At 41.5% G+C, this 21521-nt stretch carries 20 protein-coding genes; 14 read left to right on the plus strand and 6 right to left on the minus strand.

Annotation, left to right across the window (positions count from 1 at the left end; translation table 11 throughout):
* Nucleotides 1-287 precede the first annotated feature (287 nt).
* Together ACZ43M_RS10840 and ACZ43M_RS10845 are read left to right on the plus strand one after the other, a co-directional pair.
* Nucleotides 288-1496 (plus strand): MFS transporter, encoded by a 1209-nt coding sequence (locus tag ACZ43M_RS10840; protein WP_464507414.1) that lies wholly within the window; start codon nt 288-290, stop codon nt 1494-1496.
* Nucleotides 1497-2153: 657 nt separating this feature from the next.
* Nucleotides 2154-2630: a hypothetical protein gene (locus ACZ43M_RS10845; RefSeq protein WP_464507415.1), complete on the plus strand. Its 477-nt coding sequence runs from the start codon at nt 2154-2156 to the stop codon at nt 2628-2630.
* Between the two features lie 649 nt (nt 2631-3279).
* Here ACZ43M_RS10845 and ACZ43M_RS10850 read toward each other — a convergent pair.
* A complete protein-coding gene (locus ACZ43M_RS10850) occupies nt 3280-3555 on the minus strand; it encodes a YqhV family protein (protein WP_464507416.1) in 276 nt (91 codons plus the stop codon).
* 196 nt (nt 3556-3751) lie between these two features.
* On the opposite strand from ACZ43M_RS10850, the gene ACZ43M_RS10855 reads away from it, so the two are divergent.
* From ACZ43M_RS10855 to ACZ43M_RS10870, 4 genes are read left to right on the plus strand one after another with little or no spacing between them, the layout of a single operon-like run.
* Nucleotides 3752-5314 (plus strand): spore germination protein, encoded by a 1563-nt coding sequence (locus ACZ43M_RS10855; protein WP_464507417.1) that lies wholly within the window; start codon nt 3752-3754, stop codon nt 5312-5314.
* The gene (locus tag ACZ43M_RS10860; RefSeq protein ID WP_464507418.1) at nt 5311-6465 is read left to right on the plus strand and encodes a Ger(x)C family spore germination protein; all 1155 of its coding nucleotides are present in this window, start codon (nt 5311-5313) and stop codon (nt 6463-6465) included. The genes ACZ43M_RS10855 and ACZ43M_RS10860 overlap by 4 nt, the downstream gene beginning before the upstream one ends.
* A 4-nt stretch (nt 6466-6469) precedes the next feature.
* Nucleotides 6470-6694 carry a hypothetical protein gene (locus tag ACZ43M_RS10865; protein ID WP_464507419.1) on the plus strand — a complete coding sequence of 75 codons (225 nt, stop codon included), beginning with the start codon at nt 6470-6472 and terminating at the stop codon, nt 6692-6694.
* Nucleotides 6691-7797, plus strand: a complete 1107-nt coding sequence (locus ACZ43M_RS10870; protein ID WP_464507420.1) for a GerAB/ArcD/ProY family transporter — start codon at nt 6691-6693, stop codon at nt 7795-7797. Before ACZ43M_RS10865 ends, ACZ43M_RS10870 begins: the two co-directional genes overlap by 4 nt.
* A gap of 63 nt (nt 7798-7860) precedes the next feature.
* Here ACZ43M_RS10870 and ACZ43M_RS10875 read toward each other — a convergent pair whose 3' ends face one another.
* From ACZ43M_RS10875 to ACZ43M_RS10885, 3 genes are all read right to left on the minus strand, one after another.
* Entirely contained in the window at nt 7861-8625 is a 765-nt protein-coding gene (locus ACZ43M_RS10875) for a sulfite exporter TauE/SafE family protein (protein ID WP_464507421.1), read from the minus strand.
* Between the two features lie 116 nt (nt 8626-8741).
* A complete protein-coding gene (locus tag ACZ43M_RS10880; protein WP_464507422.1) occupies nt 8742-9026 on the minus strand; it encodes a hypothetical protein in 285 nt (94 codons plus the stop codon).
* Between the two features lie 14 nt (nt 9027-9040).
* Nucleotides 9041-10291: an MFS transporter gene (locus ACZ43M_RS10885; RefSeq protein WP_464507423.1), complete on the minus strand. Its 1251-nt coding sequence runs from the start codon at nt 10289-10291 to the stop codon at nt 9041-9043.
* A gap of 162 nt (nt 10292-10453) precedes the next feature.
* On the opposite strand from ACZ43M_RS10885, the gene ACZ43M_RS10890 reads away from it, so the two are divergent.
* Genes ACZ43M_RS10890 through cysC form a run of 5 tightly spaced genes read left to right on the plus strand, consistent with a single transcriptional unit; the run spans nt 10454 to nt 14234 of the window.
* Nucleotides 10454-11221 carry a phosphosulfolactate synthase gene (locus ACZ43M_RS10890; protein WP_464507424.1) on the plus strand — a complete coding sequence of 256 codons (768 nt, stop codon included), beginning with the start codon at nt 10454-10456 and terminating at the stop codon, nt 11219-11221.
* Complete coding sequence (locus ACZ43M_RS10895; protein WP_464507425.1) at nt 11206-11763, plus strand: histidine phosphatase family protein; 558 nt, start codon at nt 11206-11208, stop codon at nt 11761-11763. The genes ACZ43M_RS10890 and ACZ43M_RS10895 overlap by 16 nt, the downstream gene beginning before the upstream one ends.
* On the plus strand, nt 11741-12451 hold the full coding sequence (locus tag ACZ43M_RS10900) for a phosphoadenylyl-sulfate reductase (RefSeq protein ID WP_464507426.1): 711 nt from the start codon (nt 11741-11743) through the stop codon (nt 12449-12451). The genes ACZ43M_RS10895 and ACZ43M_RS10900 overlap by 23 nt, the downstream gene beginning before the upstream one ends.
* Before the next feature lie 27 nt (nt 12452-12478).
* Entirely contained in the window at nt 12479-13648 is a 1170-nt protein-coding gene (gene sat, locus ACZ43M_RS10905) for a sulfate adenylyltransferase (RefSeq protein ID WP_464507427.1), read from the plus strand.
* Complete coding sequence (gene cysC, locus ACZ43M_RS10910; protein WP_464507428.1) at nt 13635-14234, plus strand: adenylyl-sulfate kinase; 600 nt, start codon at nt 13635-13637, stop codon at nt 14232-14234. The genes sat and cysC overlap by 14 nt, the downstream gene beginning before the upstream one ends.
* 12 nt (nt 14235-14246) lie before the next feature.
* On the opposite strand, the gene ACZ43M_RS10915 is transcribed toward cysC, so the two are convergent.
* Nucleotides 14247-14801 carry a YitT family protein gene (locus ACZ43M_RS10915; RefSeq protein ID WP_464507429.1) on the minus strand — a complete coding sequence of 185 codons (555 nt, stop codon included), beginning with the start codon at nt 14799-14801 and terminating at the stop codon, nt 14247-14249.
* Between the two features lie 424 nt (nt 14802-15225).
* Between ACZ43M_RS10915 and ACZ43M_RS10920 the strand changes: the two genes are divergently transcribed.
* Together ACZ43M_RS10920 and htpG are read left to right on the plus strand one after the other, a co-directional pair.
* Entirely contained in the window at nt 15226-16695 is a 1470-nt protein-coding gene (locus ACZ43M_RS10920; RefSeq protein WP_464507430.1) for a PAS domain S-box protein, read from the plus strand.
* Nucleotides 16696-16865: 170 nt separating this feature from the next.
* Nucleotides 16866-18746 (plus strand): molecular chaperone HtpG, encoded by a 1881-nt coding sequence (gene htpG / locus ACZ43M_RS10925; RefSeq protein WP_464507431.1) that lies wholly within the window; start codon nt 16866-16868, stop codon nt 18744-18746.
* 143 nt (nt 18747-18889) lie between these two features.
* Here the strand turns inward: htpG and ACZ43M_RS10930 are convergent, their stop codons facing one another.
* Nucleotides 18890-19747, minus strand: a complete 858-nt coding sequence (locus ACZ43M_RS10930; protein ID WP_464507432.1) for an MBL fold metallo-hydrolase — start codon at nt 19745-19747, stop codon at nt 18890-18892.
* A 155-nt stretch (nt 19748-19902) separates the two neighbouring features.
* On the opposite strand from ACZ43M_RS10930, the gene ACZ43M_RS10935 reads away from it, so the two are divergent.
* The gene (locus ACZ43M_RS10935) at nt 19903-21510 is read left to right on the plus strand and encodes an ABC1 kinase family protein (protein WP_464507433.1); all 1608 of its coding nucleotides are present in this window, start codon (nt 19903-19905) and stop codon (nt 21508-21510) included.
* Nucleotides 21511-21521: the final 11 nt, after the last annotated feature.

The raw sequence follows: 21521 nt of genomic DNA on the forward strand, positions 1-21521 counted from the left end.
ATTTATGACTTGCTGATTAAATACACATTATTGTTGCTATTATGGAATCAAAATCAGTAAAAACGATTGTCAAGATGTGTCTGAAAGATTAACATCTGTAAGCTGCAATTTAAAGTAGACTCGGGGAAAACCTCCGAGTCTTTTTCATTAAGGAATTTAGAGGGGGCAGGTAAAGTACTATAAATATTTCAATACTCCGATATTTCGGGAATGAAAATAAAATTAAAGTGTGCTAGTATGGAGCTATTAAATTTGTATGTAGCCGTACGTCTTGGAGATGGAATGATATGTTAGTGTGGAAACGAAATTTATTGGTTCTTTGGATTGGTGTCTTTTTTACTTCGGCAAGTTTTTCAATGGTAATCCCATTTTTGCCGATATTCCTGCCGCAGATTGGTGTGCATGAACATATCGAAATGTGGTCCGGTTTATTATTTAGTGCAGCATTCTTTGCAGGAGCGGTAGCATCGCCGTTTTGGGGGAAGGTAGCCGATCGATATGGCCGGAAACCAATGATTATTCGGGCGGGTATCTTTCTATTTCTTATTTATACCTTAACCGCTTTTGTAACCAATCCCTATCAGTTGTTGGTATTAAGGATTTCACAAGGCCTGTTAACTGGATTTATACCTGGGGCGATCGCCTTGATTGGGACCAATACTCCAAATGATAAAGTAGGGTATGCGTTGTCGATGATATCAACGGCGTCCGCTTCAGGAGGAATTATCGGACCGCTGCTTGGTGGGATGGTTTCACATCTCGTCGGAAATCGCCCGGCATTTGCCAGTGCCGGAATTATCGTATTCATCTCAACGCTTCTGATTATATTCTTTGTTAAAGAGGAAAGCTTCACACCGAGCAAGGATCGTGGTTCAGTCATGGACGATTTGAAAATTGCCTGGATTAATAAGCCGTTTATGTTGGTTCTTCTGTTAACGATTGTCACTGCAGGGTCGGTCATGACGATTGAACCAGTTCTTCCTCTGTACATTGTGGAATTGGGCGGCTCCGCTGAGAAGGCTTCCTTAGTTGCCGGAGTTGTTTTCTCGCTCCCTGGAATTGCCAGTGCCATATTTGCTCCTTTCTGGGGTAAATGGGCCGACAAAGTCGGATTTCATCGGGTCTTGGTGATTGGTCTATTGGGTGGCGGGATTGGCACCTTGGCACAGATTATTTTTGGCAGCATTTGGGGATTTTCCATCATCCGCTTTATCTATGGCGCCTTTTTCTGTGCGGTTTTCCCATCATTAAATGGAATGGTTGTAAAATCGACTGCTGCCGATTTCCGCGGCAGGGCTTTCAGTTTAAACCAAACGGCTAACCAAATCGGCGGTATGGTCGGTCCGATGATTGGCGGATTTATCGGGGGTGTTTTTCCGGTACAAAGCGTTTTTGCGACAACCGGCATTTTGCTGCTAGGCGCGATGGGGCTGGCCTATTGGAAAGCCAACGCTTTTAATGGCATCATAAATAGAAAAGTTGCCACTGAAAAATAACAATCGGGTTAGAACCAATTTAAATCACGTCGCATAAATTAGCACTAAGAAGTCCACCAGAAAAAACCGTGGTCAGGGAACCACGGTTCAAGATTATTTAAATAATGACTGAGTAATCCATCCTCGTCTGCCAACAGGGTGGATTATTCTTTTTGACAAGGCATTTGGTCATCTCTCCATCCCATTTATGGTAATTGAATTGTCGGGCGCTGTGTCCGGTGGATAAGGGATCAGCCATTTCAGTAGTAGTAATCCCAGTGTAGCGGGAATAGCTTCATTGATATTTTTGGGTCGCCACAATATGAATCCGAGGGTAACCAAAAAGGTTAGAATGGTTATCCAAACGGTTAAATGAACCATAATAATCTCCTTTCATCTAGTTGTTACTTCTGGGTGAATACCTGTTATGGCATGGCCTCTCAAATGGTTGACTCCGCTGCTGTCCCCCCCTTCCATCTATCCCTCTTGTCAGGTTGTACAATATCTATATGAGTTTTAGATAAGACAGGCCCTAGGTTTGTACCCTTTTTTTGCTGAATTCCACTAGAGTCTAGAAGGCATGTCCAAGGGTAAATGACACGATTCTACTATATATGAACGGATGCCCGGTTTATTTTTGTGATAAAATAATGTGAAAAATAAAATTTGGAGGCTATTATGCTGACTTTTGAAGAAAAACTTGCAATCATTGAATCTTTTCCGGAACTTGAACGAGTAGACGTGTCACTCGGCAGGGTGAATTTCCAATTTAACGAAAGTGTTTATGAAAAGAAAAATGTTGTATATCATTTGCACCCGAACGGTAATGGATTTGTTTATGCAGGAAGGCTGTCAGGTTACGAGACAGATGGGAAGGGAATGGTCAACATCCGTGACTTTTCTGCTGATGAGTTAAAAAAGGTACTCCGGGAGTCTATTCTCAGCTTGTCCGCCGAAGAAATACCAGTCGAGGAAGCTGCGATTATTGGAGATAACCAAGAAGAGCGGTGGGTGAATGAAGAAAATGAGGTTCTCCTGCTAATTAACGAAGACGATATTTGGAATATATATTTTGGTTTAAACCTTGAGGAAACTTTTGATACATATGAGGAAGCGGAAGTGTTTCTAGTGGAGGAAGGATTTCGGCGAGGGTAATTCATATTGACGATTCAAATAAAGAAATGTTTAGTGATGCGGTCGCTAATTATGTTGATTGGCGACCGAGTTATGGGAAATAAGACTGGATTGTCGCCAATAAGGTTAATTGGCGACCGAGTCGGAGGAAAAAAGCTGAGATGGGTAGCTAATAAGGTTAATTGGCGACCGGGTCGGAGGAAAAAAGCTGAGATGGGTAGCTAATAAGGCTAATTGGCGACCGAGTCGGAGGAAAAAGGCTGAGATGGGTAGCCAATAAGGCTGATTGTCGACCGAGTCGGAGGAAAAAGGCTGAGATGGGTAGCCAATAAGGCTGATTGGCGACCAAGTCGGAGGAAAAAAGCTGAGATGGGTAGCCAATAAGGTTAATTGGCGACCGAGTCAGAGGAAAAAGGCTGAGATGGGTAGCCAATGAGGCTGATTGACTACCAAATCAGAGAAAAATTTGAAAATTTGTTCTCCAATAATAAGCTATGAGGTCAAATCTGAAACAAATCCGAAGCAAACTGTCTTCATGAAGGGCTCATGGGGACAAATGCGAAACAAATCCGAAGCAAAACCGAAGCAAACTGTCCTCATGCCAAGCTCATGAGGACAATCTTAAAACAAATCCCTGCGAAACTGTCCTCATACACTAGGAACCTTCCCTTTACCACTTCACCCCAATCAAAATACAGCTAACCCCAAGAAAGATCCATAAAATTTTTACTACTGATATATTTCCGCCTACGAGCCCAAGAACCCCGATTGTTGTTGTCAAAATCAAAATAACCGGCCCGACGAGTGCCAGTGAACTGTTTACAATGAGGGCCTTTTCGATGGAATTAAATTTTAACATTAAAAACGCGGCAAATATTTCGATGCTTCCGGAAAGTATTCTTAATAAGGCCATCCCCAATACCACTTTTTCAATAAATATAAACATATGTACCCTCCGTAAAAATAGTTCTGTCACATTATATGATGGCTTCCCTAATGGCAGGACAAGATTTGCGAAAAGTTTTGAGAGTCTAACAAACTCCCTCCCAAAAGGCATAATTTTCTATTTGCGGGTTAAAGTAAAAAAAGGCATTTGTGGCAGGGATTCCTCAGATTAAAAAATAAAACTTGGGGTTTATGCAATGAAAAAATTTAAAAGAATCGGCTTTAAGGAAAAGCAAACAACAGTGAAAAGCGACGAAACGAATCAAGAAATACAGAGAGATGTAGAAGACAATATTAAGATTTTAGAGGAGTTGTTCAAAGACTGTTCTGACATTGTTTTCCGGCCGTTTCTTGCCGGAAAGACTAAAGCCTACTTATTGTTTGTGGATGGTTTCATTGATTCTTTATCAATTGAGATGCATGGCATCCGTCAATTAATTGAGGAATTGGAAAGCGAAAGAATTACCGCTGATATCATAAAAGAAAGAGTCGTTTCCATTAGTTCCGTAGACGAAACACCCAAATTGGATGAGGTTGTTAGTAACGTCCTGAAAGGAAATAGTGTTCTATTAGTCGATGGTGTTACCAAGGGTATTATCTTTGATGCAAAAGGCGGGAACCGCAGGGGAGTATCCGAGCCAACTACGGAATCGGTTATACGTGGACCGAGGGAGGGGTTTACCGAAACCCTACGTGCGAATACAGCCTTAGTCCGCCACAAAATCCGATCAAACCGATTGAAAATTTTATCCAAGGACATTGGCGAGGAAACCAAAACAGGGATTGCTATTCTGTATGTCGAAGGTTTAGCAGCACCTGAACTGGTCGATGAAGTGTTGTCGCGGCTTGATCGAATCAAAATTGACGGGATATTGGAAAGCGGCTACATTGAGGAGTTTATTGAGGACAGCCCGTGGAGTACGTTTCCGCAAGTGCAAAATACAGAACGGCCAGATACAGTAGCGGCTAATCTACTTGAAGGAAGAGTAGCGATTATCGTAGATGGGACTCCATTTGTGTTAATACTCCCGGCAACGTTTTGGCAGTTTTTCCAGTCAAGTGAAGATTATTACAGCCGTTTTCATATATACACATTTTTAAGGCTGCTCAGGGTGTTTTTTCTATTCATTGCTATGACGTTGCCAGGAATCTACGTGGCGGTTACTACGTATCATCAGGAGATGATCCCCACCTCTTTACTGTTTAGTATCGCAGCGAGCAGGGAGGCCATTCCGTTCCCGATGTTCGTTGAGGCTTTGATTATGGAAGTTTCATTTGAAGCATTACGGGAAGCGGGGGTACGACTGCCACAGGTAGTCGGGCAGGCCGTTGGGATATTGGGAGCACTCGTCATTGGTTCAGCTGCAGTTGAGGCTGGAATTGTATCGGCGCCTACGGTTATCGTCGTTTCCATTACAGGGATTGCTTCCTTCACCATTCCGCGCTACAACATGTCAATGTCAATCCGGATGCTTCGATTTCCGTTAATGATTTTGGGCGGAATGTTTGGGTTATTCGGTGTTGCGCTTGGAACCCTTGTTGTATTAACTCACCTTTGCAAATTGCGTTCCTTCGGTATACCTTACTTTTGGCCTCTCGCTCCTCTCTCATTTAAGTCATTAAAAGACGTTCTTGTAAGAGTGCCATGGTGGGCCATGGATCGGAGACCAAGTCAACTGGTTAAAGAAGATATAACAAGACAAGGGGATAACCTCATGCCATCACCTCCAAAAGTTGGAGAGGAAGGGGGTTCATCATGAGAAAATTACGTTTGCTGTTGATACTGCCTTGTGTCTCCGTTTTGTTAACTGGTTGTTGGGACCGTAAAGAAATAAACGATAATGCCTATGTGGTTGCATCAGGTGTTGATAAAGGAGAAAACAATACTTACCGATTTTCTGTTCAAATTCCCCTCCCGAGTTCCCTGGGGGGAGCCGGGTCTAGCGGAGGCGGCGGCGGAACAAGTGGAGATGGACCTGTTTTAATTACCCAAGGAACCGGTAAAAACATCCGGGAAGGGATGGAGGACATCCAAATTAGATTATCAAGACAGTTATTTTTTGCCCATCGCAGGGTCATCATTATCGGAGAGGATTTGGCGAAGGATGGAATTTCAGAGGTAGTTCGTGCTGTTTTCATGCAACCGCAGTCAAGATTGTCAACCTTTCTTGCGGTATCAAGAGGCGATGCAGTAAAACTGCTAGGGGCACAGCCTAGAATGGAACAATTTTCAGCGGAAGCCATCAGAGAAATGGCCAAGGCTAGTTCGAATCGGACAGTAATGGATGTTCTTCAGGATCTGCAACGGCCCGGAAAAGACCCACTCGTCCCCGTTATAACGACAACCGGCACACTTAAAAAAGATGAAAAGGGCAAGGAAGTGGTCATGAGACAATTTGGATTATTAAAAGATGATAAGCTTTCCTTTTTCACGAATGAAACGGAGACACAAGGGGTTCTTTGGCTTCTTGGAAAAATGAAAAAGAAAACCTTCACCTTTTCCACGATGAAAAATAAGGAAATTACTCTGCAAATTATTGATAATCAGGTCAAAACTGATTTTCACATTGATAAAGGAAAACCTGTGTTTGAATTAAAGGTCAGAGCAACCGGAACCATGCTTGAGAACGAGCCAAACTTAAGAATAGAAGATCCTAAGACCTATTATATGATTATTCGTAAAATGGAAGAGGAAATAACAACGAATATTAATCAAATTTTACAACATTCCCAATCGCAGGGCATCGATTTTTATGGTTTTGGCTGGTATTTATATAAAAACCGATACCAGAGGTGGGAAAAAGAGTGGAAGAATGATTGGGAAAAGATCCTGCCGGAATTAAAGGTAAAGGTTAACGTCGATGCTGATATTCAGAGAAGGATGAACTCAGGAAAGATCGAGAAGGGGTGACGAAATGTACCAAGGTCTAGCAGCTGTTTGGCTGTCACTTTTCATCTATCTATTCGTTGTATGGAAAGCCAAAATCGTCGAAAAAAAAGAGCGCAAATGGGTGTATCTATTAATTGCTGCGGCAATTGGCCTCTCCATCCTGACCGGACTCAATATTTCGCTTCACAGTGTCACATCCTTGATGAATAATACGTTTGGCAGACTTTCAAGAATGGTTGTGAATATATGACCCAAAGAATATCTAATCTACAGTTAATATTATTAGTGGCCAATTTTATATTCTCAGCTTTTGTCATCAGTCTGCCTCAAATCATTGTTCATGTTGGCGGCCAAAATGCTTGGCTCGTTCCGGTAATATTGTTTCCTGTTTTTTGGCTGATTGTCTATTTGCTGTTTGGGAAAAGAAAGAATTTAGAAAGTATTACGGATTTGTTTGCGATTGGAAAGAAAAGCAGGGGGGTGGAGAAAATCTTTATCCTCGTCTTCTTTTTCTTTGTGTTACTGGCCTTTTTAGGGGACCTGCGGGCCACGTTGGATTTTATTGCTTCCGTGTTATTGCCGAGTACACCATTGGATATATTAATGATTTTGTCCATTTTTATTATCGTTTACATCAGTATGGCCGGCTTAGAGGTCATATCAAGGATAAATGCACTTCACTTTTTTATTTTAATGGTGATCGTCCTATCATTGCCCTTGGATTTATTAAATGAGTGGCAGCCAGGAAATTTAAAACCGCTTCCCAGATTATCCAACGTATTAGATGTGATTAAGTCAGCATATTTTACATTTTCTTGGCTGGGTGAGATGGTTCTATTCCTGATTATCGTCGGCAGTGTGAATCCCCTTAAAGAAGCGAGAAAGGCTGTCATTAGCGGGACTGCACTAGGATTTCTGCTAGTTTTCATCATTCTATTCCTGCAAATCATGGTTTTAGGTACAAATATTGTGAAAGAAACAACGTATCCTACTTACATTCTAATCCAACAAATTAACATCACTGATTTTTTGGACAGACTCGATCTTGTTTTAGTGTCGGTATGGATACCTGCTATATTTGCAAAATTGGCTTACATGCTGTATGCCATTAATTATTGTCTTGGTTTTTTCTATAAATCCAATACCAATAAATTTTTGTTTCCCATCTCGATAATGTTGGGCTACCTGTCGCTGCTATTATTTAAAAATAGTATGGAGCATACTCATTTTTCTTTTTACTCATGGACTTCTCTCGGACTCGGATTGGAAGTTCTACTCATCCTTTTGTTTCTAATTGTTAGGAGAAGTGCACGCAAACGTGACGAGACTGAGAGGTCTGTTAACCCCTCTTGATTACTTACATTCATTTCCCAAATAAAAAACACGGTTTTATTTACCGTGTTTTTTAGCATGGTGCTAGATTAATTTTAACCCGCTAAACAAAATCATTAAGGCCATTACGGTTCTAAGCGGTTTTGCCGGTAATTTTGAAGATAAGGTACTGCCGAGCAGCACGCCGGGAATCGACCCTGTTAGCAAATTAATTGTTAATAAGTAATCGACATTGCCGATGCCTGCATGCATGACTCCGGCAGCAGTAACCAATAGAAAGGCATGAGCAATGTCTGTTCCTACCAGTTGAGAGGGGCTCATCCTGTAAAGATATAGCATCGCCAGGGCAAACAAAGAACCCGAACCGATCGATGTCATCCCGACGATAAAACCTAAAATGGCCCCGATGCTAATCGTTAATGTCCGTTTTTCCTTTAGGGACTTTAATTGCATTGGATTCCACTCAAGCTTTTTTTTCATAAACGTCCTCACCAGTGTAGCAATGGCTACCAAGATCAGCACATATCCCAAGGCATGCTTGATAATTTGCTCCTGATTATGAAAGAATGAATCAAATACATGGAGTATTCCTACAGCCAAAAGGGCACTAGGAATACTGCCGATTGCCAGGTATTTGACTAGCCCAAGATCAATGGTCTTTTGCCGCCAATGCTGGATTGAACCGAAAAGTTTGGTTATCGAGTTATAAAACAAGTCTGTTCCAACAGCAATAGAGGGACTGATGCCCAATAAAATTAAAATAGGTGTTAATAGCGCCGCTCCTCCGACTCCGGTCAACCCAACCATAAAACCAATGAATAGCCCCATGACAATGATACCAATGCTCATAGGCACACACTCCAATATCTTTAAACTACATTTCACCAATAAAATATGAAGTAGTTAAATGCCGTGTCAGCCCAATTTATTAAATAAAAAAGAAGGGACAGTTGTCCCTCCTAAAGTTATTTTTCCACTTCTTCCTCATTTAGCTTGATCTTTTTACAACCGACATATAAACAGGAGAAAACATCTACCCCTGGTTTTGCTTTAGCCATACCTTTTATATAAGGAGTGACCAGGTCTTTAAAATCGAGCCCAACACCTTCTTCTTCTAATATCCCATAAACATACAGCTTCTTTTCATCGAATAAGAAGGCTACGTTACCTACTGCTTTGTTGTCGGAATCCACGACATTTAATACCTGAAATTCGGGCGTAACCACTTCAGGTGAGAAGTAAATTTGCAAACGTTTCAGCTCCCTTACGTAAACTGCAATTTTTCAAATAGTGTATCAGTTTCTTTTTCCTTCGAAGGTTCTTTCTTGGCGACATGAATCAGGACCATACATAGTAGAGCGCAAAACAGGGTTAACCCGGCTGTTGTTAAGAACATTCCAGAACGGGACCAATCCATTAATTTACTAAAAAGCGGCGGACCGATGGCCACGCCCAGGAAGCGGACGGAACCGTACAAAGAGGTGACGAAACCTCTTCTGTCCGTTGGAACAGACCCTGTAATAAAACTGTTAATACACGGCAGGACAAGTCCTGTCCCGATACTGCTGACGACTAGTACCGAGAAAAACGGCACCAAGTTTTTAAAGAAAATCAACGATGCAAAAGATGTTGTCATTAGCAGCAAGCCCAAAATAATCAAGGATTTCATCAGTTTCATTTTTTTGCCGATTTTACTCCCCGTAATGTAAGAGGTCGTAGTCATAAATAATAGCGGAATCGCCAATATGGCTCCTTTTAAAACCCCGTCGATTTGATGATCTTTTTCGAGAATATCGGAAATGTAAAACAAAATCCCAAACAGGGTAAATAAACAGACAGCCCCGGTTAAATAGGCAGCAAACAGCCAGCGGCCTTCTGTTTTAAATACTGATACGAGCCCTTTTACATACTTGCCAACAGGAGGCGGTTCTTTTTTCGCTTTTTTTTCTTTGATAAAAAAGATGGTTAACAGAACCGAGAGGAGGCAAAAGATTGGAAAAGCAAAAAAGGCTGCATACCAGAACAATAGCGCCAGCAGCGAACCGATAATTGGGCTGATTACCTTACCAAACCCATTGGATGCTTCCACCAAGCCAAGTACCTTACTTTGTTCTCCACCTTTAAATAAATCACCAGTCAAGGCCATCGCAATGGGTGCTGTTCCTGCGGCACCAATCCCTTGTGCAATCCGTCCGGCAAGTATCCACGTATAGGAATTGTTAAACCAGGCCGCCGCCGCACCGGCTAAAAGACCGCCGCTCCCGTAAAGAATAAGCGCCGGAATAATCACGGCCTTTCGTGAAAAACGGTCCGAAAAATAGCCTAACACAGGTATCGAGATAGCCGCTGCAATGGAAAAAACGGAAATGACTAAACTAACTTGAAATTGGGAAATACCCAATTCCGATTTCATTTTCGGAAGGATCGGAATTAACATCGAGTTACCCAACACTAATATTAACGGGATTGAACCAATTGCAGTGATGGTCAACCCTTTATGTTTTGGCTTTGGCAACAGAGTGCACCCCTATCGTTAGAATAAGCTATTTTAGTGTTTGAAACGGGACTAAAGATTATTCAAGGCTAATGCCTAATTTCTGATGAATAGGCCTATAATCTACACATTCACCCATTTTTTGAATAATCTATCCTAGAAAAAAAAGGAGGAGCTCTGCCTATGGATTTTTTATCACTTCCAGTCCGGACACAGGGGAACCGCACTTATGGCTTGACCTCAATAGCGGATTTTGGAACGCCAATGGGTGAATTGCGAAATATTTTGGCCGATTACAGCCATATCATCGACATTGCCAAAATTGGTATTGGCTCTGCTTATGTAACACCGAACTTAAAGAAAAAAGTGGATCTTTATAAAGAGTTTCAAATTAAGCCATATTGCGGTGGCACATTATTTGAAAAATGTTATTACCAGAATAAAATCCCTGAATACATTGCTTATTTAAAAAATCTTGGGATTGAATGGGTCGAGGTTTCAAACGGCACACTTGATATTCCATTAGCACAGCGACTGGATTTAATCACCCAGTTAAAGAACGACTTTAATGTGATTGCTGAGGTTGGGTCAAAAGATACTGAAAAGGAAATGGATATATGTGAGTGGCGGGAAGAAATTATGAGGTTGCTTGAGGCAGGCTGCGAATATGTCATAACTGAAGGGCGTGATTCCGGAACGGCAGGAATTTATGAAAAATGCGGCTCTGTTAAATCTGACTTAATACGTGAATTGGTAACGGATTTGGACCAAAATAAAATTATTTTTGAAGCGCCGAGTGCAAAACATCAAATGTATTTTATCCGGGAACTAGGTCCTAATGTTAACCTTGGAAATGTCAAACTTGCGGATGTTTTACTGCTCGAAGCCCAGCGCTGCGGCTTAAGAAGTGAAACATTTTATTTGGAGGACCAAACATGCAAATTACCTTGATACGACATTTGCCAACCCAGTGGAACAAACAACGAAAGCTCCAGGGGCGGCGGGATATTGATATTTCCCCGATCACTGCAGAATTTAAGCAGGGCATCGAAGAAAATAAGTGCATATTAGATGACCTTGCCCCATTTGATGTAGTGCTGGCAAGCAGTCTAAAACGAACGCATCAAACCGCTGCTGCATACGGGTTTGAAGTTGAAACCGATGGGTTATTAGATGAATTGGATTTCGGTCGATTTGAAGGGCACCCCAAGGGGAAACTGGTTCAGGCATACGGAGAAGAATGGATTGATAACCCGCTGGACTTGGTTCTTGGTGAGAGCCTAGTCGATTTTGAAAATAGAATACGCTTATTTTTAAAAAAATATCGGCATTATCAGAACATTTTAGTGTTTGGACACGGTTCTTGGATTAGGGCGATAATTTCCTATGCGGAGCATGGTCACATTAACAGGATGAATAAAATGGTGTTGGAGAATAACTCCTGCGTCACATTGGAATGGGGGAGTGGGAATGACCGGAACCCTTTTGTATGATAACTGGGATGAACAAAAAGCAACTGCTATTATCGATGCTCAGAAGGACTATTTTGATGTTTTAAAGTGGGCATATCGCGAATACGGCGAGGAGATTGTCTATGCTTGCAGCTTTGGTGCTGAGGGAATTGTGTTAATTGATTTAATCTCAAAGGTAAACAAACAGGCCCAAATTATCTTCCTTGATACCGGACTTCATTTTGTCGAGACATATGAGTTAATTGAACAGGTAAAAACTCGCTATCCCACACTGCAGTTTAGAATGGTAAAACCGAAGCTTTCGTTAACAGAACAATTTGAGAAATATGGCAGTGAGCTTTGGAAGGAAAATCCCAACCTTTGCTGCCAGCTAAGAAAAGTTGACCCCCTAAAGGAAGCATTATCTGGTGTCAACGCCTGGATCTCAGGACTAAGACGCGAGCAATCCATCACTAGAAGCAACACTCAATACATCAATAAGGATGATAAATTTCATAATATCAAGATTTGCCCGCTGATTCATTGGACATGGGATGAAATTTTGACCTATATCGAATTGAACAGATTGCCCTATAACCCATTACATGACAAGGGTTATCCAAGTATCGGCTGTGCGCCATGTACGCTTCCTGTGAAGGATTCGGAAGATATGCGTGCAGGCAGATGGGCGGGGCTTTCAAAAACAGAATGCGGACTTCATCAACAATAGAGGAAAACAATTGGGGAGGGAAAACCGGTGAGTATAAGTATTCCCCATGGCGGGAAATTAATCAATCGAATCAATCTTAACCATTCTTTAAATTATTCACTTCAGTGCGTGGAACTGGATTTATTAGAATTAAGCGATTTGGAGTTAATTGCAAACGGTGCCTATAGCCCGCTGGAAGGCTTTATGGGAAGGGCTGATTATGACTCAGTTGTGCATAGGATGAGGCTGACATCCGAACTGCCATGGTCATTGCCAATAACCTTGGCAGTTCATGAGAACAAGGCAAAGGAAATATGTATTGGTGAAACTGTTAACCTTACTTATAACGGTAGGATTTATGGTGTAATGGAAATCACGGAAGTTTTTACCCCGGATAAAATGACAGAAGCACAGAACGTGTACAAAACCACGGATTTAGCCCATCCGGGTGTGAAAAAGCTCTTCCAACGTCCGGAAACCTACCTTGCCGGCCCGGTTACTTTGGTAGCCAGACCACAAAAGGGTCAGTTTGAAGAATATCATTTGGATCCTGTCGAGACCAGAGAGAAGTTCCATTCTTTTGGGTGGAAAACAGTAGTGGGCTTCCAAACCCGAAATCCTGTGCATCGAGCCCATGAATATATTCAAAAATCAGCATTAGAAACGGTAGATGGCTTATTTCTCAATCCTCTTGTAGGAGAAACAAAGGCTGATGATATTCCAGGCGAAATCCGGATGAAAAGCTATCAAGTACTGCTGGAGAATTATTATCCAAAAGACCGTGTGTTCCTATCGGTGTTTCCAGCAGCGATGCGTTATGCCGGACCTCGTGAAGCGATCTTCCATGCAATGGTTAGGAAAAACTTTGGCTGTACCCATTTTATCGTCGGAAGAGACCATGCCGGTGTCGGGAATTACTATGGCACATACGATGCACAGAAGATCTTCTCCCATTTTTCCGAGGAAGAGCTTGGTATTAAGCCGTTATTCTTCGAAAACAGCTTTTATTGTAAAAAATGCGAAAACATGGCTTCCGAAAAAACCTGCCCGCATGAACAGCAATTCCATGTGATTTTATCCGGAACAAAAGTAAGAGGGATGCTGAAAAACGGTGAACAGCCGCCAAAAGAATTTAGCCGTCCAGAGGTCGTACAAATTCTGATTCAGGGAATGCAGGAAGTCTATAACTTAGAAGGTGTAGGAAATGGGGAAAAGTAAGCATATCACGTGGCACCATGCAACGGTTACAAAAAATGACCGGCATGTTGTAAATGGCCATAAAAGCTGTGTCCTTTGGTTTACCGGGTTGTCAGGTTCGGGAAAATCCACTTTGGCAAACGCTGTGGATCATGCTTTGTTTCAACAAGGCTGCAAAAGCTATGTGTTGGATGGGGATAATATTCGCCACGGACTAAACAAGGATTTAAGTTTTGGGGTGGAGGACAGAAGGGAAAACATTCGCCGGATTGGCGAGGTGGCAAAACTGTTTGTGGACAGCGGCCAGATTGTTTCTTCCGCATTCATATCCCCGTTCCGGAGTGACCGGGAAATTGTCCGAAATCTGTTCCAGACCGGAGAGTTTATTGAAGTATTTCTGCACTGTCCCATCGGGGTTTGTGAGGACAGGGACCCAAAGGGATTATATAAAAAGGCGAGAACAGGGGAAATTCCTGAGTTTACCGGAATATCCTCACCATATGAAGTTCCAATCAGTCCGGAAATCACGATTGCAACAGATCAATTAAATATCCAACAGTGTGTGGAGAAGATAGTAACCTATTTAAAAATAATGGAGATCCTTTAAAGGGTCTCCTTCTTATCGTCTCCGCCAATTGGCCGAAAGAAATAGCAGTCTTTGGAATCTTAATGTATAAATAAAATCGATAATATTGGTGGAGAAAAATTGACAAATTACTGCGTATAACACGATTTTATAATCAATTACCGCTGCAGTTAACAGGAAAATCAGTAGGTTAATTCCCATCATAACTTTGCCCGGACTCCAATTTTTATAAGAAGCAATCATTAAGGCAGGGATGACCATGCCGCCGCTTGAAGCTCCGGCGCGGATCAACAACCCGACGCCAATACCAAAGAATATGCTTCCGCCAATCATATCAAACCACATATGAATATGGGAATGGGGAACTTTTGTCGTAATGATACTAACAACAGTAGAAGTGGTCGCTACAGAAAGTATCGTACGGAAGGTCCAGGTATAGCCAAAATATTTTAACGCAAAAAGCAGGAACACGATATTGGCCAGCCATAAGGAAAATCCGAGTGATAAACCAAACCAATGATTCATTAAAATGGCTAAACCTGCTGCCCCACCGGAGGGAATCGAATGGGGAAATAAAAATAGGGACATGGACATGCCTTGTAAGATGGCACCGAAAAACAAACAAGAATATATTAATAGCTTTCTATTCATCGCTGATCAAAAAAGTATCCACATTTCTCGCCCCCGGGACTAGCTTTCCTTGTCCATTTTATGAACAAATAAAAAAGAATATGTAAGATTATTTTGATAAAGCATTGTTTTTCTTGGACTCTCAAGGATTTTTCCCAACCTCCGAAAATATGTAAATATGATTATATATATTGAATAATAAAAGAATTACCATTAAAATTACCTTATGATATAGATAGAATAGAGTTAATTCTGCTTTGAGTCTGGTAAGTTTGAACTATGAATACAGTCGCCCTTTGAAACGAGCCGAATCGGAAGTAGAGAAAATGCACTATTTCTAATTTGGCTTCTTTAAGTATAAAGAAAGGAACTTTAAATCGTTATGCAAAGTTCTATCGTCAATATTAAAAAAGAAAAGCGGTTAATGTTGGAAATTTACATAAGGGAAAGTTTAAACAGCTACCACCCTTTATTCGCGTGTGATTCCGATGCGATTTATGCCATGGACCTGGATGGCCAGTTCCTGTCGCTAAATCCGGCATGTGAGCAGATATTTGGCTACGATTCAGAGCAATTTTCCAAGCTATCCTATATGAAAGTTGTAAAATTGGAGCATTTGGAACGGGCCATAACGATGTTCTACCAATCACTTGAGGGCAAGCTGCAAAATTTTGACTGCCAGATCGTTCATCAAAGCGGGGAACTGAAAGATTTAAACATAACCTATTATCCCATTGTCATTAAAGGGGAAATAGTCGGTCTATATGGCGTCGCCAAGGATATCACAGAAATAAAACAAAGAAGGAAAAAGGTCCTGGAAGATATTCAGCACCGGGAAAATATTTATCGGGATATCGTCGAACATTCTCCAGATGCTGTCGTTATCGCAAAAGGTGAGCAGATACTATTCGCAAACGATACAGCAGTGAAATTAATCGGAGCAGAGGATAAACAGGACATCATTGGTAAAAATGCATTTGATTTCTTGGATTCTGCCTATATTGATTTAATAAAAAAACGTGTCAAGGATGTAGAAAGCGGAGCAGCGGTAGAGTTTGTCGAGGTGGAGCTTGTCCGCAAGGATGGGACTAAAATAGAAGTGGAAATAAAAGCGATCCCTGCCATTTATCAAAATGAACCTGCCCGTCATATTATTATTCGAGATATTATGGAAAAGAAACGGACGCAAAAATTGCTGGTCCAATCTGAAAAGTTGTCCGTTGCCGGGCAGCTTGCCGCTGGAATTGCCCATGAAATCAGAAATCCTCTAACAGCTATTAAGGGCTTTATTCAATTAATGGAGGCAGACCATAAATACAATCCGGGTTATCTCGGTATTATTAGTTCCGAAGTGAACCGAATTGAATTAATTCTCAGTGAATTACTATTGCTTTCAAAGCCGCAGGCAATGAAATTTAATAAACGGGACATAACAAATATCCTTGAGCATGTGAAAGCATTAATCGATACCCAGGCCATCTTAAATAATATCGAAATGACAATTGAATATTTAACGGAGATCCCTGAGGTATATTGTGATGAAAACCAACTTAAACAGATGTTTATCAATTTCTTGAAAAATTCCGTTGAGGCGATGCCAAAAGGCGGAAGAATCACAATCGAGGTGCAAAAAATCAAGGGAGAGCAGCTAGAAATTTGCTTCATTGACCAAGGCTGCGGCATACCAAAGAAACATCTCGAAAGAATTGGCCAGCCCTTTTTTACAACGAAAGAAAATGGGACAGGGCTGGGACTCATGATTAGCATGCAAATTGTTGAGAACCATAAGGGAACTATTAAGATTTCGAGTGGGAAAACTGGAACAACGATCAGGGTAAGACTGCCAATATAATATCAGGGCGAATGGTTTAAGCACTGTTCGCTTTTTTTATTGACAATAAACGGAATAATATGATATTAAAATAGTGGGTTAGCACTCTTTGTGTGAGAGTGCTAATGGGTTGATTGACAGACTTTCGACCATTATGATGAATAGGTAAAAAATGGAAGGAGAGATACGGTATGGAAACAAAACAATTCAAGGCTGAATCGAAACGATTATTGGACATGATGATCCATTCGATTTATACGCATCGTGAAATCTTCCTGCGCGAGCTAATCTCTAATGCGAGCGATGCGATTGACAAAATTTATTACAAGGCGTTAAGTGATGATTCTTTAACCTTTGACAGTGACAATTACTACATAAAGGTGATCGCCGACAAGGCAAATCGCACACTGCGAATCTTGGATACCGGAATGGGGATGACCAAGGAAGAGTTGGAAAACAACCTTGGCACTATTGCCAAAAGCGGCTCACTGGCTTTCAAATCTGAAAATGAGTTGAAGGATGGTTATGACATTATTGGCCAATTTGGTGTTGGTTTTTATTCCGCCTTCATGGTTGCTGATGTCGTTACCGTGATCAGCAAGGCTCTAGGCAGCAATGAAGCCTATAAATGGGAATCAACCGGTGCAGAAGGCTACACCATTGCCCCGACGGAAAAAGATACTGTCGGCACCGAGATCATATTGAAAATCAAGGAAAATACTGAAGACGAAAACTATGATGAATTTCTTGAGGAATACCGCTTAAAAGCGATTATTAAGAAATACTCCGATTTCATCCGCTACCCAATTAAAATGGATGTTTCTGGGAGCAGGCTAAAAGATGGAAGCGAAACGGAATATGAAGAATACAAAGAAGAGCAGACCATTAATAGTATGGTGCCAATTTGGCGTAAAAATAAAAATGAACTGACTGATGATGACTATAATAATTTCTACTCAGAAAAACGCTACGGCTTCGATAAACCGCTGAAACATATTCATATCAGCGTGGATGGTGCCATCCGCTATAATGCAATTCTATACATCCCGGAAAATATTCCGTTCGACTATTACTCGGCTGAATATGAAAAGGGCCTCGAGCTTTATTCAAGCGGTGTGTTAATTATGAACAAGTGTGGGGACCTGCTGCCGGACTATTTCAGCTTTGTGAAAGGGATGGTCGACTCCGAGGATTTATCGCTTAACATTTCTCGTGAGTTGCTGCAGCACGACCGCCAATTAAAGCTGATTGCAAAAAATATCAACAAGAAAATTAAGAGTGAATTATTAAGCTTGTTGAAAAACGACCGGGAGAAATATGAGCAGTTTTATCAAGCCTTCGGCCGCCAGTTAAAATACGGAGTCTACAGTGATTACGGCTCACATAAAGAAGAATTGCAGGATTTGTTAATGTTCTATTCTTCCAAAGAGAAAAAGCTGGTAACATTAGATGAGTATATTTCGAGAATGCCAGAAGATCAAAAATACATTTTCTATGCGACCGGGGCTTCCAATGAGCGAATTGAAAAGCTGCCGCAGACGGAGCTGGTGGCGGATAAAGGCTACGAAATTCTTTATTTCACCGACGAGATTGACGAATTTGCTATCAGAATGCTAATGAATTACAAGGAGAAAGAATTCAAGTCTGTTTCCAGTGGTGACTTAGGATTTGATGCAGATGAGAAGGAGCAGGAAACAGCTTCCGAAGAGCAGGATAATAAGGAATTGTTCGCTTCTATGAAGGGTATTTTGGAAGGGAAAGTGAAGGATGTCCGCGTTTCTAAGCGGTTGAAATCACATCCAGTTTGTTTGGCCGCTGAGGGCGATGTTTCGATTGAAATGGAAAAAATCTTGAATGCCATGCCGAACAACCAAAACATTAAGGCTGAAAAGGTACTGGAAATCAACGTCAATCACGAGGTGTATGCCGCGTTGAAAGAGGCGTTCTCTTCCGATAAAGACAAGCTTGCGCTCTATACACATCTGTTGTATAACCAAGCCTTGTTAATTGAGGGTCTGCCGATAGAGGATCCGGTAGAGTTTACGAATAATATCTGCAAAATTATGGTTTGATGAATAAAGAAGGATTGCCGTGTTTAGGGCGCGGCAATCCTTTTTTGTGATTTGAACGAATATATCCGCGATTGGCCAAATTCCATCAAAAGACCCGAGATTTAACACCTGCCGTCTCGACTAGCCAAGTCCTATAAAAAAACTCACTGCAACCCGCCATCCACATACTTCCCGTAATCCGGAATTGCCAACGTATCAAACTCGTTAACCAGTCTCCGAAGTCCGTTAGATAACGTTTCCCCAGCTGCTGGGGCCCCATGTCCGGTCACTGCGACAGATGGATTCAAATCAGAAAGCTTTTTAACCGACTCCCATGCTGCCTGCCAATCAGTCGTCAAATACCGTGGAGGACCGTTGATTTCTTCCTCTTGTGTTACTACCTTATATAAAGCATCCTGTTTGACATTAACAAAGGCATCCCCGGCAATCAAAGCCCTGTCAGAATCTCTAAAAAAGGAAACATGTCCGGGTGCATGCCCCGGGGTATGAATCCAGCGAAAACCGTCCATAAAAGGAACACTGCCATCAGCCGGCAATTTTTCTACATGATCCCCAAGGTTAATCGGCTCATTCGGAAACATAGGTGATATCTTTGCGACCATGCCGCCTTCAACAGAAGCGTCCGGTTCCGGATAGCTCTGTTGACCTGTTAGAAATGGCAGCTCCATCTCATGCGCATACACCGGAACCTGCCAATGATTCACAAGCTCTATAATCGCCCCGACATGATCGAAATGTCCATGGGTCAAAATAATCGCTTTCGGCTTGCTGCCTGAGCCAAATCGCTCCTCCGCGACAGCAATAATGTCATCTGCACACTCAGGCATCCCGGCATCCACCAGAACATACTCGTTATTTTCTGGATTCCCGACAAAACATATATTAACGATTTGGATGGTATGAGAATAAATATCCGGCAACACTTGAATCCCGACTCCGCTGGCAATCGACGTGGCCGGAATAAATTTGTAATCACTTCCATATGACAACTCTTTATCCATTAAAGTCTAACCCCCTGACATAGTGTATCAAAAATAGCTTCTCACCGATGTGATGTAATATTCCTAATTACGTCCAAAAGGACAAAATATTTCCAGTTGTAACGGAAAAGTCTATAATAAAAATTGTAGCTGTTTAACCAAGGGGAGATTATCTAATGAAATATACTTATAAATCGCAACGGATGTGGAGGATATTGTCTTTTGCTCTGTCTGTTTTTCTAAGAGTATATTGGTATAAATTACTTAAAAAATCGGAGTCCGAGCGAGAAAAGCTTTGGGGCCGAATTGGACAAGAGTTTCGACAACTGCTATTTGATTTAGAGGGACTGTTAATAAAAGTGGGGCAATTTTTAAGCATCCGTGCAGATCTGTTGCCCAATAGTTTTATAGGTCAAATTCAGGACTTGGTGGACCAGGTGCCGCCTTCGCGGTGGGAAGAAATAAAAATGGTCATTGAAAAAGAGTGGGGAGGACCTATTGAATACTTCATGCAATGTATTGGCCCAAAGGCGGTTGCTTCGGCCTCAATTGGGGAGGTTTACCGCGGTAAACTAAAAGACGGAACTGAAGTGGCTGTTAAAGTTCAACGGCCGACCATAAAATCGATTATGGTGACTGATTTCCGGGCATTATCAATTATCATTTGGTTTGCCGACCATTTTGCGCCGGTACCAAAGGGATTCATTAATTTTAAAATGTTATTTCAAGAATTAAAAACGGTCATTGAAAGAGAGGTTGATTTCAAAAAGGAAATGGATACCGTCAACCATTTTCGGCATCGCTTCCAGTCTTTTCAGGGGCTTTCCATCCCAAAAACATTTCCAAATCTTTCAACCTCTCAAGTATTGGTAATGGAGTGGATAGAAGGGACCAGAATAACGGATGTAGAGTTTTTAGAACGCCATTCTATTAACCGAGAAGAGTTAGCTCAGCGGTTATTTCGGATTTTTATTCCCCAATGGATGGAGCCAGGAATCTTTCATGCAGACCCGCATGCCGGGAATTGCCTGGTGAAATCAGATGGAACCATCATTCTATTGGACTTTGGGATGGTTGGGGAAATTTCAAAAAAAGACGCATTGAATTTTCAGGAACTAATTCAGGCCATTTTAGCAAAAAATTATCGGATGATGGTTAAGGTCTTAATAGATTTGGGGTTCTTCCTGCCAAGTGCTAACCAAAAGGCAATATCACCACTCTTAAAAGAGGCATTTTCTTTTGATATCAGTCAGTTGAAGGAGATGGATCTGTTTCAGGTAAAAAAAGACCTGAATGAAATTATTAGATCGTTACCAATCCAGGTTCCTACCCGATTTATCTTCTTGGGGCGCTCGTTTGTGACGATTGACGGGATGTTAAAAAATATTAAGCCGGACCAAGAATTACTTGATGTGGCAAAACCTGCTTTCATCGATTGGCTTAATTCAAGCAAACAAAGCAAATGGAAACTGGTATTAAAATGGATTCATTCACAGCCGGTTTTTCAAATCTTTCATTCTATTACGGATTTACTAGAGGCACCGAATCGATACCTTGAGCAAAAACAAGCACTTATGAAAAAAGAACAATATTTTACTAAATACGAAAACCAAAAGAAGCAGTCTTTCTTAATGGGAGCGATTGGAATTGTTGGCTTTCTTGTCGGCTTCCATATTGGAGACGAGATGACTTGGAAGGTATCAGCAGGAATCATTGGGAGTTCGCTTCTAATTTATTTCATCAGCAATATCAATCAAAGAAAATGGTTAAAAGGCGGAGAATGAAAGATTCTCCG

The sequence above is a fragment of the Neobacillus sp. B24 genome (assembly GCF_055381825.1).

Bases quoted from the DNA above. Each gene is read 5' to 3' on its own strand.
- ACZ43M_RS10895 (WP_464507425.1), top strand. From the start codon at position 11,206: ATGCAAATTACCTTGATACGACATTTGCCAACCCAGTGGAACAAACAA.
- ACZ43M_RS10875 (WP_464507421.1), bottom strand. From the start codon at position 8,625: ATGAGCATTGGTATCATTGTCATGGGGCTATTCATTGGTTTTATGGTT.
- ACZ43M_RS10900 (WP_464507426.1), top strand. From the start codon at position 11,741: ATGACCGGAACCCTTTTGTATGATAACTGGGATGAACAAAAAGCAACT.
- ACZ43M_RS10935 (WP_464507433.1), top strand. From the start codon at position 19,903: ATGAAATATACTTATAAATCGCAACGGATGTGGAGGATATTGTCTTTT.
- ACZ43M_RS10930 (WP_464507432.1), bottom strand. From the start codon at position 19,747: ATGGATAAAGAGTTGTCATATGGAAGTGATTACAAATTTATTCCGGCC.
- ACZ43M_RS10845 (WP_464507415.1), top strand. From the start codon at position 2,154: ATGCTGACTTTTGAAGAAAAACTTGCAATCATTGAATCTTTTCCGGAA.
- ACZ43M_RS10850 (WP_464507416.1), bottom strand. From the start codon at position 3,555: ATGTTTATATTTATTGAAAAAGTGGTATTGGGGATGGCCTTATTAAGA.
- ACZ43M_RS10890 (WP_464507424.1), top strand. From the start codon at position 10,454: ATGGATTTTTTATCACTTCCAGTCCGGACACAGGGGAACCGCACTTAT.
- ACZ43M_RS10920 (WP_464507430.1), top strand. From the start codon at position 15,226: ATGCAAAGTTCTATCGTCAATATTAAAAAAGAAAAGCGGTTAATGTTG.
- cysC (WP_464507428.1), top strand. From the start codon at position 13,635: ATGGGGAAAAGTAAGCATATCACGTGGCACCATGCAACGGTTACAAAA.
- ACZ43M_RS10870 (WP_464507420.1), top strand. From the start codon at position 6,691: ATGACCCAAAGAATATCTAATCTACAGTTAATATTATTAGTGGCCAAT.
- ACZ43M_RS10855 (WP_464507417.1), top strand. From the start codon at position 3,752: ATGAAAAAATTTAAAAGAATCGGCTTTAAGGAAAAGCAAACAACAGTG.
- ACZ43M_RS10865 (WP_464507419.1), top strand. From the start codon at position 6,470: ATGTACCAAGGTCTAGCAGCTGTTTGGCTGTCACTTTTCATCTATCTA.
- ACZ43M_RS10915 (WP_464507429.1), bottom strand. From the start codon at position 14,801: ATGTCCCTATTTTTATTTCCCCATTCGATTCCCTCCGGTGGGGCAGCA.
- ACZ43M_RS10860 (WP_464507418.1), top strand. From the start codon at position 5,311: ATGAGAAAATTACGTTTGCTGTTGATACTGCCTTGTGTCTCCGTTTTG.
- htpG (WP_464507431.1), top strand. From the start codon at position 16,866: ATGGAAACAAAACAATTCAAGGCTGAATCGAAACGATTATTGGACATG.
- ACZ43M_RS10840 (WP_464507414.1), top strand. From the start codon at position 288: ATGTTAGTGTGGAAACGAAATTTATTGGTTCTTTGGATTGGTGTCTTT.